The organism is Streptococcus sp. C300 (assembly GCF_000187645.1).
Classification (GTDB): Bacteria; Bacillota; Bacilli; order Lactobacillales; family Streptococcaceae; genus Streptococcus; species Streptococcus oralis_CQ.
The window spans coordinates 179,977-193,774 of record NZ_GL732467.1; the positions used below are offsets into that span (position 1 = coordinate 179,977).

10 protein-coding genes and 2 pseudogenes are annotated in these 13,798 nt (G+C 41.6%); 1 reads left to right on the forward strand and 11 read right to left on the reverse strand.

Annotation, left to right across the window (positions count from 1 at the left end):
• Positions 1 to 53: 53 nt before the first annotated feature.
• From parC to parE, 8 genes and pseudogenes are all read right to left on the reverse strand, one after another.
• Positions 54 to 2,534 carry a DNA topoisomerase IV subunit A gene (gene parC / locus HMPREF0849_RS05690; RefSeq protein ID WP_009013632.1) on the reverse strand — a complete coding sequence of 827 codons (2,481 nt, stop codon included), beginning with the start codon at positions 2,532 to 2,534 and terminating at the stop codon, positions 54 to 56.
• Between the two features lie 241 nt (positions 2,535 to 2,775).
• Positions 2,776 to 3,630 (reverse strand): aminoglycoside 6-adenylyltransferase, encoded by an 855-nt coding sequence (locus HMPREF0849_RS05695; RefSeq protein ID WP_009013633.1) that lies wholly within the window; start codon positions 3,628 to 3,630, stop codon positions 2,776 to 2,778.
• Positions 3,620 to 4,132 carry a hypothetical protein gene (locus HMPREF0849_RS05700; protein WP_000936535.1) on the reverse strand — a complete coding sequence of 171 codons (513 nt, stop codon included), beginning with the start codon at positions 4,130 to 4,132 and terminating at the stop codon, positions 3,620 to 3,622. The genes HMPREF0849_RS05695 and HMPREF0849_RS05700 overlap by 11 nt, the downstream gene beginning before the upstream one ends.
• A 45-nt stretch (positions 4,133 to 4,177) precedes the next feature.
• A pseudogene (fic, locus tag HMPREF0849_RS10480) lies at positions 4,178 to 4,789 on the reverse strand (protein adenylyltransferase Fic).
• An 18-nt stretch (positions 4,790 to 4,807) separates the two neighbouring features.
• Positions 4,808 to 5,182 carry a GNAT family N-acetyltransferase gene (locus tag HMPREF0849_RS05710; protein WP_000586878.1) on the reverse strand — a complete coding sequence of 125 codons (375 nt, stop codon included), beginning with the start codon at positions 5,180 to 5,182 and terminating at the stop codon, positions 4,808 to 4,810.
• Between the two features lie 26 nt (positions 5,183 to 5,208).
• Positions 5,209 to 5,955, reverse strand: a pseudogene (locus HMPREF0849_RS10685) (DUF6261 family protein).
• A gap of 191 nt (positions 5,956 to 6,146) precedes the next feature.
• Positions 6,147 to 7,451, reverse strand: coding sequence for a hypothetical protein (locus HMPREF0849_RS05725; RefSeq protein ID WP_000360779.1), 1,305 nt, complete (start codon positions 7,449 to 7,451; stop codon positions 6,147 to 6,149).
• Positions 7,452 to 7,463: 12 nt separating this feature from the next.
• On the reverse strand, positions 7,464 to 9,413 hold the full coding sequence (gene parE, locus HMPREF0849_RS05730) for a DNA topoisomerase IV subunit B (RefSeq protein WP_000037298.1): 1,950 nt from the start codon (positions 9,411 to 9,413) through the stop codon (positions 7,464 to 7,466).
• A 135-nt stretch (positions 9,414 to 9,548) separates the two neighbouring features.
• Between parE and plsY the strand changes: the two genes are divergently transcribed.
• Positions 9,549 to 10,190, forward strand: a complete 642-nt coding sequence (gene plsY / locus HMPREF0849_RS05735) for a glycerol-3-phosphate 1-O-acyltransferase PlsY (RefSeq protein WP_009013635.1) — start codon at positions 9,549 to 9,551, stop codon at positions 10,188 to 10,190.
• Positions 10,191 to 10,223: 33 nt separating this feature from the next.
• Here plsY and HMPREF0849_RS05740 read toward each other — a convergent pair whose 3' ends face one another.
• The 3 genes from HMPREF0849_RS05740 to HMPREF0849_RS05750 are packed head-to-tail and all read right to left on the reverse strand — an operon-like array spanning position 10,224 to position 13,769.
• Complete coding sequence (locus HMPREF0849_RS05740) at positions 10,224 to 11,180, reverse strand: ABC transporter permease (RefSeq protein WP_000029138.1); 957 nt, start codon at positions 11,178 to 11,180, stop codon at positions 10,224 to 10,226.
• Between the two features lie 2 nt (positions 11,181 to 11,182).
• On the reverse strand, positions 11,183 to 12,241 hold the full coding sequence (locus HMPREF0849_RS05745) for an ABC transporter permease (protein WP_000038689.1): 1,059 nt from the start codon (positions 12,239 to 12,241) through the stop codon (positions 11,183 to 11,185).
• Entirely contained in the window at positions 12,234 to 13,769 is a 1,536-nt protein-coding gene (locus HMPREF0849_RS05750; RefSeq protein WP_000929834.1) for an ABC transporter ATP-binding protein, read from the reverse strand. Before HMPREF0849_RS05750 ends, HMPREF0849_RS05745 begins: the two co-directional genes overlap by 8 nt.
• Positions 13,770 to 13,798 lie beyond the last annotated feature (29 nt).

Sequence of the window (13,798 nt, forward strand, 5' to 3'; positions counted from 1 at the left end):
TTTCTGAAAATTTTTTCAACACAAAAGAAATCAGCCCTCTGGACTGATTCTTTTTACGAATTTGTTTTGTCCTCTTTAAAGACCTCTTTGAGGTAAGCATCGAAAACTTCCTCATCTGAAATGGTATCTGAGATAAAGCTTCCGTTGCTAGTACGTTCTGACAGGTTCAAGTCTTGCAATCGGCTCTCATAGATTGTTCCCTTGTTAGATTGGACAAGTAACGTTTGGTCGTTTTCTTCCATTTCTGTACTAAAGAGATCACCTACAAGTCCTTGCTCTGCAACTGCTCCTGCTAAAAAGACACGGTGCGGTTTGTTTTTCAACTCACGCAAGACTTGAAGGCCTCGTTTAGCACGGCTGGTCGCTGGAATTTCCTCAATGGAAACGCGTTTCAAGCTTCCACGTTGGGTCAAGAGGTAGAAGGATGAGGTGTTACAGATGAAGGCTGCCTGAAGCGCATCATCTGCTTTCAGATTCATAGCCTTGACCCCTGCAGCCTTGGCACCAACAACCGGAACCTCTTCGATATTGAAACGAAGGGCGTAACCGTTTTGGCTAATCAAGAGTACATCATCAAGTCTAATCGGAGCCACTGCTACAATTTGGTCTGTCTCGTCTTTGAGTTTAGCGTACTTGACAGATTTCGACTTGTAGGTCCGCCATGGAGAGAATTCTTTGCGTTCTACGCGCTTGATTTGACCAAGGCGAGTTGCTGCAAAGTAGGTTGTCGCATCATCAAACTGATCCACGACTTCTGCGTAGAGGATTTCTTCATTAGTTTCAAAGTTTGTAATAGACTGGCTCAGATGCTCTCCGATATCCTTCCAACGAATATCTGCCAATTCATGAATTGGTCGATAGATGACATTCCCAAGAGTTGTAAACATCAAGAGGTGCTGGGTTGTCTTGGCAGATTGCACAAAAATCAAACGATCATCATCACGTTTGCCAATTTCTTCTAGCGTTGAAGCAGCAAAGGAACGTGGGCTGGTACGTTTGATATAGCCAGCCTTGGTCACACTAACGTAGGTATCTTCTTCTGCGATCAAGCTAGCTGTATCAATCTCGATGACTTTTGCTGTATCTTCTAAAGTACTCAAACGTGAAGTCGCAAATTTCTTCTTGACCTCACGAAGCTCTTTCTTCATGAGATTGTACATGGTCCGTTCATCACCGATAATGGCCGCAAGCATGGCAATTTTTTCACGAAGCTCTGCTTCTTCTTCCTGCAAGACAACCACGTCTGTATTGGTCAAACGATACAATTGCAAGGTTACGATAGCCTCTGCCTGCTCCTCTGTGAATTCATAGCTAACCTTGAGATTTTCCTTAGCATCAGCCTTATTTTCAGAAGCACGGATAAGGGCAATAACTTCGTCCAAAATCGAAATCACGCGAATCAAACCTTCGACGATATGGAGACGCTTCTCAGCCTTTTCCTTGTCAAAGCGGGAACGTGCCAAAATCACTTCGCGACGGTGGGCGATGTAGCTAGACAAGATTGGCACAATTCCAACCTGACGAGGAGTGAAATTGTCAATCGCCACCATGTTGAAGTTGTAATTGATTTGCAGGTCTGTGTACTTGAAGAGATAGTTAAGAACAAGCTCGGTATTGGCGTCTTTCTTGAGTTCGATAGCGATACGAAGACCATCACGGTCAGACTCATCACGAACCTCAGCAATACCAGCTACCTTGTTATTGACACGAACATCATCGATTTTCTTGACCAGATTGGCCTTATTGATTTCATAAGGAATCTCAGTGATAACGATTTGTTCCTTACCACCTTTTAGCTTTTCAATCTCAGTCTTGGAACGAACAACCACGCGCCCTTTCCCAGTTTCGTAGGCTTTCTTGATTTCGTCACGGCCTTGGATAATCCCTCCAGTCGGGAAGTCTGGGCCAGGCAAGAATTCCATCAACTTATCCACCTTGGCAGTTGGATGGTCAATCATGTAGACTGTCGCATCGATAACTTCGGCCAAATTATGTGGTGGAATATCCGTAGCATAACCAGCCGAAATCCCAGTCGAACCATTGACCAAGAGGTTTGGAAAGGCTGCTGGCAAAACAGTTGGCTCTTTCTCGGTATCGTCAAAGTTCCAAGCAAAGGAAACTGTCTTCTTCTCGATATCTTGAAGAAGATAACCAGCAATCTCAGACAAACGCGCCTCGGTATAACGCATTGCCGCTGGCGGATCTCCGTCCATAGAACCGTTATTACCGTGCATTTCAACTAGAATCTCACGATTTTTCCAGTCCTGCGACATACGGACCATGGCATCATAGATGGAACTGTCACCGTGTGGGTGGAAATTCCCCATGATGTTACCGACAGACTTGGCAGACTTACGGTAGCTCTTGTCAAAGGTATTGCCATCCTTATTCATCGAATAAAGAATGCGACGCTGAACCGGCTTCAATCCATCACGAATATCTGGCAAAGCCCGGTCTTGAATAATATACTTGGAGTAGCGACCAAAGCGCTCTCCCATGATGTCCTCTAGGGACATGTTTTGAATGTTAGACATAGGATACTAAGCCCGTAAAATGCAAAGTGAAAATAGGAAATTCTTAAAGCGAGCGATGCTCGTAAGAGAATTTATCTTTTTCACACAGCATTTAGGGCGTGTTCAACTCCTTTCAAAGAATATAGAGTAGGTTTTGTAGAATAAAGGACATTTTACGGAAATTAGTACCGTGTTCAGTTACGATAAATAACCAAACTATCCTTTCTGTAGGTTAATCTTTTAAATTAAGGTCTTTATTTAGTTAGCGATTAATCAGTCTCTCCTCAGCATACTCAATCATCTTCTCAGCTACTTCCATATCATAGTCAAATCCCATCTTGTGAGCAAGGAATTGAGCCTCTTGGTGGAAAAGTTCCATGGTAGCAAATAAGGACTGAGTAAGTTTCTCTACACTTGAAAAATCAAGCAGATTTGAGAATTCCTTCTCCTTCTCTGCAGGTAAATACTGGAAAAGATACTTGTAGTTCTTGCCGATATCGACTGTTCCATTATCACTTGCAACCTGCCAAGCTAAGATTTTCAAGAGTTCTTGCTGGCAAATACCGTAGAGATGGTCCATTGCATAAATGACTTGCTTGCGACAGATTCCCTTGACCACATAGGCGGAAACCCACCAAAATTCATTGCAGGCTTTTTCAAAATCAATCGGGCTAGCTGGATTCGTCCAGTAACGTTGAGGACTTGTAGTATAGGACTCAAACAAGCCTTTCTCATCTTTCAATACTGTGTAATCAGCTTCACTATCCACCCACTCTTGGATGTGGTCTTTGGGGCAGAGCGTCAAATCAATCCGATTGCCATCTTCAAAGAGCATAAGATAGAGACGACGGTTGCCTAGGATATTATGTTGCTCAATGATACGTGTGCCAAACTGGTCCAACCAAGCAAGGTCACTCGTCAAATTATCTAAGTCGTCCACGACATAAACAACATCATAGTCTTGAAACTCGTCTTTTGGTGCTTTTGTATCAGTTCGTGAACCGGACATAGCGACAGCCTCGACTTTTAGACTTTTTGCGGTTTGTAAAATTAATCTCAGCATTTGCGCTTGACTTCTATGTTGTCTGCACATATCTTTTATAGAATTATTTTTCATTGCCGTCTTGCTCCTCTTGTTTTTGGATGCCTCGTATTCTTTTCATCTCAAGTTCGCCGACTATCAATTGGATAGTTGAACAAATCCCTAAAACGATTAAAATAAAATAAAACAAATTCATATCGTTTCTATGATATATTTGAAAGCTTCTCCATAATACAAAAGTATTTACTAATGAAAGAAGGAAAAGTAAAATAGCATTGAATAGGAGTGTTATAGCAAACTTACTCTTAAAATACCTATAATGTTTTCCAATCCGATAGAGAGTATATAGTGAAAAAACAATCATCAAAGGGGTGAACGCAAGTGCATAAAATAAGATAAACCCTATTCCTGAGTATGGTTTACTTTCCATTGGTAAATCTAATAGACAGATACCAATAGTGAGGATGTTCAATATAAACAAGGATACTGTGCGAGCACACTCTTTTCTACCTTTATTGGTCATTAAATCATATATAATTCCAAAAATGGCTAGGAGAACAAGGAAAAAAGGCAACATTAATAACGTAATCAATACCGCACCTCCAATAGTTTTAGCGATTGTTTACCTACAAAAGATAATCATCACCTTTACTTGAATTTTACAACTCCCCTGTCTGGTATAGGTTATACCCTTAAAGAAACGGGTCTGAGTAAGGTCATCCGTCAAATTATTGAGGAGGAGATACTTGAGTTTGCCAGTCGATACCGCGCTACGCTTCGTGGCTAGGAGGTAATCTTCCTTGTCCACGTGAGACCAGTCCACGACTTGCCCCAGCTCAGCCTTGAGGAGATGATCCTGCCAGAGCCTCATACTTCTTCCGTTTCCTTCTCAAAAAGGGTGGGCGATATTTAGCTCAAGGTACTTTTCGACAATCTGCTCAAAGGTCTGCTGAGGCATCCTGTCAATATTTTCCAAGGAAGCTGCTAGATACATGACAGGCGCAAAGCGAACATTCCCTTTGGCGAGATTGACTGTCCTAATCTGGTCGGCGAAGTCATAGATTTCTTTAAATAAGAAGCCATGAATAACGGCCAGAGTCGCATAGGTGCCAGCTGCTTTATCGTCCAGAAGCTACTTTTCAAAAAGCTCTTTCGCTCGGGTTTTGCTGATTTTTTCTTCCATCTTGGCTAGTTCAAGCGAATCCATCAGACCAAGTTTATTGTCAAACGTCATAAATACAACTCCTTTCATTTAGATAGATTTTCTAAGTCCTGCTCCCACAGGTTTAAAACCTACTGTCTGATAAAATCCATCCGCTTCTGATATTAATTCAATGCGAGTCAAAGGATGTTTTTGATGAATTTCAGCAATCAATCGCCGTCCCAATCCTTTTCCGCGATAGGCTTTATCAATGATAATCTCAGCTAAAAAGGTCGTCATGACTTCATCTGTCAAGTAGCGTGCAAAGCCAAGGATTTTCTGGTCCTCTTCAAGCACCAAGTAATGGGACAGATTTGTTGAAAATAATGATTTTACTTTTTCCTCTGTAAAAGAAAGCCATTTTTCATTTTGATAAAGGGAATAAATAGCTTGACAATCTTTTGTGCTTGCAGGTCTGATTATCATTTTCTATTCCTCCAAATCTGTCAGACTTAATTAACACTCCCCACTGCTTCCGTTACCTTCATAGCAGGTTTGCGTTTTTTGTAGCGGCTGCGGATGGTGTTGAGGGGGTCGCGGAGATTGACCACGTGAGTTCTTTCAGGATAAGCGTAGGCGTTGATTGCAATAAGATCCACAAGGAAGTCATAGATTTCTTGTAGTTTTGCACGGACTTCCTTGTTTTGACTAGGTGCCTTGCCTTTTTGCTCAGCCAAGCGCTACTTATAGGCTTTTTCAAACTGAGCCTGCGCCTTTGTTAAAGTTTCTACATGAGTTGTCAAATGCAGGATTGAAAGGGCAGTTTGGTAGTCAGTAGCTTTTAGCTCCTTGAGCAAATGGTTAATAGCTTCTGTCTCTTTTTCGTAGCTCATACTCGTTAGCCCAGCATAATGTTTGAAAAGTTTGCTGAGTTTGTCGTAAGCTTCCTTTCTACCTGCCTCTTTGACACGAGAGAAAGCCTTGACCAAACCAGTCAATGTAGAAAGCGCATCATCACACTCACGATCAGACACTTCCAGACTAGCCACCGTTTGACTGGCCTTGGAACGGTGCAAACCAGCTTGCAAGGTCTCAAGAAGTTTCTCCATATCCCCAAGCTTCGCTGCGTAAACCTACTCAGACTTATTGGCTTTTGTAAAAGCCCCCAACTCGTCCTTGCTCTCAGATATAAGTTGAAAGAATTCGTTGTTTTATAAATTACGTACAGCTAAACTCGTGATTCCATATCCTTTTTTCATAAAACACCTCTTTCAATGATGTGTTTTTAAGTTTTTGATCTAAAATAATTCCGAACATATCTAAATATTCGTATTTTACTCCAATAACTCAAAACACACATGTGTGATTTGGGTTATTTCCCTCCAGACAAGATATTCTTCAGGTGGGATTTCTTGTTTTGGGGTGAAATACTAGGATATATAAAAAGTTTTTAATCTAAAGGTTCAATAAAGTAGTGCTTCATCTTGGATAGACTACTATAATCAATAAACTTATTCAAATCATAATCCAGACCTTTTTTAATTGAATTTTCTATTAATTCAATTATTTTATCATCTTCATCGGATAACGATTGAGCTCTGCTCGGAATTAAATTTCTTGTATTAGCCTGACCTGAAGTCGTAAATTCAAATACAGTATAAATTTTATTACCTTTAAAAGTTCCTTCAATAACTAGAAGACTTTTCCCTTCATAGAAAAAGTCATTCACCAATTGTGCTGGTCCGCCAACACAATCAAGAGTATAGAATTTTTTGAAACCCTCTACATCTGTATTAGAAAGCTTACTCCCAACTTTAATATCCCCTATTTCGGCTTTGTTCGTCACAATCCATTTATATGAGGCTCCATCGGAAAACAGATCTTCAAAAATAGCTTTACTTTGTATATAGTGCTCTCTGAAATTTAAACGTTCTAAGTATGCTTTCATAGTCTGATAATTAGATTTTTGATACAAGGTAACATATTTATCTCCTAAGATTTTTAGCATACCCATTTCAGAAAACTCATCTATAATCTTTATGTTATCTTCAATAAATCCAATCCATGTTAAAGCTCGGTCAATTTCACCTTCAAGTGTCTCTTTCCACAACTTATTGACATACCAAAATTTGACATCCTTCAATACTAAATCTTTATACTGAGATTTTAATTCATAACAGTTAACAGAACGACCTTCTAACTCGACAGCTTCAAAATACCAATCAAAATCTGAAACATCCGGACTCTGCACTTGTTTAATCACCTCTAAAAGTTCCTGATGTTGCTTGCTACTTTGTTCTGACAAACTAGCGATTTCACCCCTAGTATCTTCATGCAATTTTTTATGTAGCGCAACATCAGATTTTGAGAGTGTTGAAAGATCAAGTATCGTATCAGACAAACATTTTTCAAATTCATCCATCACTTCAAAAAATAGAACAGAATTAAAGTCTTGACTACTAAACATTGATTTGAGATGATTTTTGAAATCTTCATAACCTTTATATTCACTGTTCAATGTATACCGAATTTTTATAAGCTCTTCAAAAACTTGATTTTCCTTCCAGACTTTGGCCATACCATCATAACTCGGATTTTCGGCATGTCTCTTGAATATATATTTTTCAAAATCGTTTACTGCATTTTGAATTTTTTGGGTTTCAAGTTTTTCATCTATTCCCAGCCCCTCTAAAAGCTTGTCCAAATCCATCCCAGTAAAATCAAAGAAAAAAGATATCAATTTTTGTTTATCCATACATTCTTCCCCCTAAAACACCATCTCCCCACTCTCCTCCAGCGTAAACTTGACATTGTCTTCAATCCACTTACGGCGTGGTTCAACCTTGTCACCCATGAGGACATTGACGCGACGTTCTGCGCGGGCTAGGTCTTCAATCGTAACACGGATGAGTGTACGAGTTTCCGGATTCATAGTTGTTTCCCAAAGTTGGTCCGCATTCATCTCACCAAGACCTTTGTAGCGTTGGAGGGTAGCCCCTTTACCGAACTGCTTACGGAGTTCTTCTAGCTCTCCGTCCGTCCAAGCGTAGGCCACTTCTTCTTTCTTGCCTTTGCCTTTGGACATCTTGTAAAGAGGCGGAAGGGCGATATAGACATGTCCTGCCTCAACTAGCGGACGCATGTAACGGTAGAAGAATGTTAAAAGAAGAGTCTGAATATGGGCACCGTCGGTATCGGCATCGGTCATGATAATGATCTTGTCATAGTTGGCATCTTCAAGGGAGAAGTCTGCACCCACTCCCGCACCGATGGTATAAATCATGGTGTTGATTTCTTCATTTTTGAGGATATCTGCCATCTTAGCCTTGGCTGTATTAATAACCTTACCTCGAAGGGGCAAGATAGCCTGGAACTTACGGTCACGGCCTTGCTTGGCAGAACCACCCGCAGAGTCCCCCTCAACTAGGTAGAGTTCATTCTTGGCAGGGTTTTTAGACTGGGCTGGAGTCAATTTTCCAGATAACAAGCCCTTGTCTTTTTTATTTTTTTTGCCATTTCGGCTCTCATCACGCGCTTTACGTGCTGCTTCACGAGCGTCACGAGCCTTGATAGCCTTGCGGATGAGATTGGAAGCTAGTTCTCCATTTTCCATGAGGAAGAAAGTTAATTTTTCTGCGACAATGCTATCAACAATCGGGCGAGCCAGTGGACTGCCTAGTTTGTCCTTAGTCTGTCCTTCAAACTGAAGGTGCTCTTCAGGAACCAGAATAGAAAGAACGGCTGCTAGTCCCTCACGGTAGTCCGACCCTTCAAGGTTTTTATCTTTTTCCTTGAGAAGTCCCGTCTTACGCGCATAGTCATTCATAACCTTGGTAATGGCGGACTTGAGTCCTGTCTCGTGCGTTCCACCATCCTTGGTACGAACGTTATTAACAAAGGACAAGATGTTATCTGAAAATCCATCATTGTACTGGAGGGCTACTTCTATTTGGAAACCATTTTCTTCCCCTTCAAAGTATAGAACCGGTGTCAAGGTTTCCTTGTCTTCATTGAGGTAAGAAACAAAGTCTTGTACCCCGTTCTCATAATGAAATTCGATTGCTTCATCTGTTCGTTTGTCTGTCAGAGACAAGGTCACATTTTTTAAGAGAAAGGCTGACTCATTGAGTCGTTCTGAAATGGTATTGTATTTGAAGTCAGTCGTAGAGAAAATCGTCGCGTCAGGCATGAAAGTGACTTTAGTACCTGTCTTAGACTTGGGTGCTGTACCAATTTTCTTCAAGGTTGTGACGGGTTTCCCGCCATTTTCAAAACGTTGCTTGTAGACTGTACCGTCACGAGTAATTTCAACTTCTAACCAGCTTGATAGGGCATTAACGACTGAAGAACCCACCCCGTGGAGACCTCCAGATGTCTTATAGCCACCTTGACCGAATTTCCCTCCGGCATGGAGAATGGTAAAGATAACCTCAACGGTTGGAATTCCCATGGCGTGCATCCCGGTCGGCATCCCTCGACCATGGTCTTGAACCGTTAGACTGCCGTCTTTATTGATGGTCACATCAATGCGGTCACCAAATCCAGACAAGGCTTCATCGACAGCATTGTCCACAATTTCCCAGACTAGGTGATGGAGACCAGCACCGTCGGTCGATCCGATATACATCCCTGGACGTTTACGGACCGCATCCAACCCTTCTAGCACCTGAATGGCGTCATCATTGTAGTTATTAATATTGATTTCCTTTTTTGACACAAGGAACCTCCTATTTGTTCATCTTTTCTATTTTACAGGTTTTCTAGCGATTTTGCAAAGTTTTTCCCATTCAGCTGTCACAATTTCACAGGATATTCTCTGACTTTCTATATCATTTCATGGTATAATAGGTACATGATGACATTTGTATTATTAATTTTAGCTTATCTGCTAGGTTCGATTCCGTCTGGTCTATGGATTGGACAAGTTTTCTTTCAAACAAATCTGCGTGAACATGGTTCTGGAAACACCGGAACAACCAATACTTTCCGAATTTTAGGTAAAAAAGCGGGTATGGCAACCTTTGTGATTGACTTCTTTAAAGGGACCTTGGCTACTCTACTTCCTATTCTTTTCCACCAACAAGGTGTATCACCTCTCGTCTTTGGACTTTTGGCCGTAATTGGACATACCTTTCCTATCTTTGCAGGGTTTAAAGGGGGCAAGGCTGTCGCAACAAGCGCTGGAGTTATTTTCGGATTTGCGCCTGTCTTCTGTCTCTACCTGGCAATCGTATTCTTTGGAACCCTCTATCTAGGCAGTATGATTTCACTGTCTAGTGTTACTGCTTCTATCGCAGCCGTTATCGGAGTTCTCCTATTTCCACTATTTGGTTTTATCCTAAACAGCTATGACCCTCTCTTCATTTTAATTATCCTAGCACTTGCTAGCTTGATTATCATTCGTCACAAGGATAATATCACACGTATCAAAAACAAAACTGAAAACCTCGTTCCTTGGGGACTAAACTTAACCCATCAAAATCCTAAAAAATAAAACGCCAGTTTAAACTGACGTTTTTTTGTATGCTTATTTTGACTTGATGTAGTTGATACCGTCTGCCTTAGGTGCAACTGCTTTTCCAAAGAAGGCTGCCAAGACAAGAATGGTCAAGACATAAGGCGCGATTTGAAGGTAAACCGCTGGCACTCCTTGTAGGAAAGGCAATTGAGAACCGATAACTGCCAAACTTTGTGAAAGTCCAAAGAAGAGACTAGAAAGCATAGCACCAATTGGGTTCCATTTACCAAAGATCATCGCAGCAAGGGCGATAAATCCAGGACCGACAATAGTTGTCACTGAGAAGTTTACTGAAATGGATTGAGCATAAATCGCTCCCCCAATTCCCCCAAGGAAACCTGAAATAATAACCCCTAAATATCTCATCATGTAGACATTGATCCCCAAGGTATCCGCTGCTTGAGGGTGTTCACCGACAGAGCGAAGGCGAAGACCAAAGCGTGTCTTAAAGAGAATAAACCAAGCAAGGAAAGAGAAGGCAATCGCTATATAACCTAGTAGACTAGTAGACTTGAAGAAGATATCTCCAATCACTGGGATATCAGCCAAAACCGGGAAATCAAAACGTCCAAAAGTCTGGCTTAAGTTATCCGTTTGCCCTTTGTTATAAAGAACTTTAACCAAGAAAACCGCTAGGGCAGGAGCCATCAAGTTCAATACTGTACCACTGACAACATGGTCCGCACGGAAATGAACTGTAGCGACTGCATGGATGAGGGAGAAAATAGCTCCCACGACACCAGCAACTAACAAGGAAATCCAAGGAGTCGCTGCTCCAAGTTGTTCTGCAAACTCAAGGTTAAAGACAACCCCAGAAAAGGCTCCCATAACCATAATTCCTTCAAGACCGACGTTAACGACACCACCACGTTCAGAGAAAACTCCTCCGATACTCGTAAAAATAAGTGGTGCTGAATAAATTAGCATAGAAGAGACCAAGAGGGTGAGTAATGTTGTAATAGACATCCTTACTTACCTCCTTTAACTTGTTTTTTAGGTTTGACAAAGCGTTCGATAATGTAGTGAACACTGACAAAGAAGATAATAGACGCTGTTACAATGCTAACAAGCTCAGACGGAACTTGTGCTGCGTTCATACCTGGTGCACCAACTTGTAGAACACCAAATAAGAAGGCTGCAAAGAGAATTCCAATTGGTGAATTTCCAGCAAGCAAACTAACTGCCATCCCGTTAAATCCGATAGCTAATGATGATCCCTGAACGTAAACGTTTTGGAAGGTACCAAGACCTTCGACCGCTCCACCAAGACCAGCCAGAGCACCAGAGATAATCATTGATAGAATGATTGTACGTTTTGCTGAAATACCAGCGTACTCTGAAGCATGGGGGTTAAGACCAACTGCACGAATTTCAAAACCGAGAGTCGTTTTCTTGAGCAAGAACCAAATCACACAAACAGCAATGATTGCAAAGAAGATTCCGATATTCATACGAGAATTTCCAGTCAACTCTGATAACCATGGTGTCTGGTATGTAGCATTGGCACTAACACGAATCGTTGAATCTGTACTTTGCATAATATCTTTAGGAAAGGCATGAATAAAAGCATTTCCCACATACAATACAATGTAGTTCATCATGATGGTCACGATAACCTCTGACGTACCGAGATAGGCTCTGAGGATACCTGGAATCGCACCAACAATTCCACCTGCGATCAAAGCAATGATCACTGTTAATGGAATCAAAACGAGACGAGGCATATCTGGATTTGACAAGGCAAACCAACCACTGAGGATCCAACCCGCAAGAGCCTGACCAGGAAGCCCAACGTTAAAGAAACCTGCACGGCTGGCAACTGCAAAACCAAGACCTATCAAGACAAGAGGACCCATGGCACGGAAAATTTCACCAACTCCACGAAGACTACCGAAAGCTGTATAGAACAACTCCTCATAACCCCAGATAGCATCATATCCGAAGATCCACATGACAATGGCTCCGAGCAAGATTCCTAAGAATACGGAAATCAAGGGAACCGAAATTTGTTGTAATTTTTTAGACATCACTCTTCTCCTTTCCCAAGTTTCCACCTGCCATCAAGACACCAAGTTCTTGTTTGTTAGTTGTTTCTGGCGATACAATACCTTGAATTTTACCATCGTGAATAACAGCAATTCGGTCTGAGACATTTAAAATCTCATCCAATTCAAAGCTGACAACAAGGACAGCCTTCCCGTTATCACGTTCTTCAATCAAACGTTTGTGGATATATTCAATGGCACCGACATCCAAACCACGAGTTGGCTGGCTGACGATAAGGAGATCAGGATCTCGATCAATCTCACGAGCGATAATCGCTTTTTGTTGATTTCCTCCTGAAAGAGCTGCCGCTGGAACAAATTCGCTTGCCGCACGGACGTCAAATTCTTCCATCAATTTCTTGGCATGTGAAGTGATATTGGCATAGTTCAAGATGCCATTTTTGCTGAGTGGTTCTTTGTAGTAGGTTTGAAGAGCGATATTTTCTGAAATCATCATCTCCAAAATCAAGCCATCACGGTGACGGTCCTCAGGAACGTGCCCCACGCTTAGTTCTGTAATTTGTCGAGGATGCATCCCCACGATTGATTTGCCTTTTAATTCAACGCTACCTGACTCAACCTTACGAAGACCAGTAATGGCTTGAATGAGTTCAGACTGACCATTGCCATCAATACCTGCAATACCAACAATTTCACCAGCACGAACATCCAAAGAAAGATTCTTCACAGCTGGTACACCGCGGTTTTCATTGACAACCAAGTCTTTGATAGACAAGACCACTTCTTTGGGTTGTGGTGCTTGTTTTTCCGTTTTAAAGGAGACTGAGCGTCCAACCATCATTTCTGCCAAGTCCGCATTTGTTGCCCCTGCGATTTCAACTGTCTGGATTGATTTCCCACGACGGATAACCGTCACTCGATTCGATACCGCACGAATCTCATCCAGTTTATGGGTAATCAAAATAATGGACTTCCCTTCTTTGACAAGGTTTTTCATGATTGCCATCAACTCATCAATCTCTGAAGGAGTCAATACGGCTGTAGGTTCGTCAAAGATAAGGATATCAGCACCACGATAGAGTGTTTTCAAGATCTCTACACGTTGTTGGGCACCAACGGAAATATCCGCCACCTTAGCAGCTGGATCTACTGCCAAACCATAACGTTCAGAAAGAGCCTTGATTTCTTTAGTAGCACCAGCTATATCTAGAACACCATTTTTAGTGATTTCACTCCCTAAAATGATATTCTCAGCTACTGTAAAAGCCTCAACCAACATAAAATGTTGGTGAACCATCCCAATTCCAAGACCAGCGGCTTTAGATGGTGAGTCTAGTTTTACAACTTGACCATTCACCACAATTTCACCGCTCGTTGGTTCAAGAAGTCCTGCCAGCATATTCATCAGAGTGGATTTACCCGCTCCATTTTCTCCTAAAAGTGCATGGATTTCACCTTTTCGCAGTTGCAAGTTGATTTTGTCGTTTGCTACAAATTCACCAAACACCTTGGTAATATCCCGCATCTCAATGACATTTTCGTGTGCCATATGCTCTTCCTTTCAGAGGTTTATTTTAT

What these genes read in the sequence shown, in the direction of transcription:
- parC (WP_009013632.1), bottom strand. Translation starts at nt 2,534, where the DNA reads ATGTCTAACATTCAAAACATGTCCCTAGAGGACATCATGGGAGAGCGC.
- HMPREF0849_RS05695 (WP_009013633.1), bottom strand. Translation starts at nt 3,630, where the DNA reads ATGAAAAATAATTCTATAAAAGATATGTGCAGACAACATAGAAGTCAA.
- HMPREF0849_RS05700 (WP_000936535.1), bottom strand. Translation starts at nt 4,132, where the DNA reads ATGTTGCCTTTTTTCCTTGTTCTCCTAGCCATTTTTGGAATTATATAT.
- HMPREF0849_RS05710 (WP_000586878.1), bottom strand. Translation starts at nt 5,182, where the DNA reads ATGATAATCAGACCTGCAAGCACAAAAGATTGTCAAGCTATTTATTCC.
- HMPREF0849_RS05725 (WP_000360779.1), bottom strand. Translation starts at nt 7,451, where the DNA reads ATGGATAAACAAAAATTGATATCTTTTTTCTTTGATTTTACTGGGATG.
- plsY (WP_009013635.1), top strand. Translation starts at nt 9,549, where the DNA reads ATGATGACATTTGTATTATTAATTTTAGCTTATCTGCTAGGTTCGATT.
- HMPREF0849_RS05740 (WP_000029138.1), bottom strand. Translation starts at nt 11,180, where the DNA reads ATGTCTATTACAACATTACTCACCCTCTTGGTCTCTTCTATGCTAATT.
- HMPREF0849_RS05745 (WP_000038689.1), bottom strand. Translation starts at nt 12,241, where the DNA reads ATGTCTAAAAAATTACAACAAATTTCGGTTCCCTTGATTTCCGTATTC.
- HMPREF0849_RS05750 (WP_000929834.1), bottom strand. Translation starts at nt 13,769, where the DNA reads ATGGCACACGAAAATGTCATTGAGATGCGGGATATTACCAAGGTGTTT.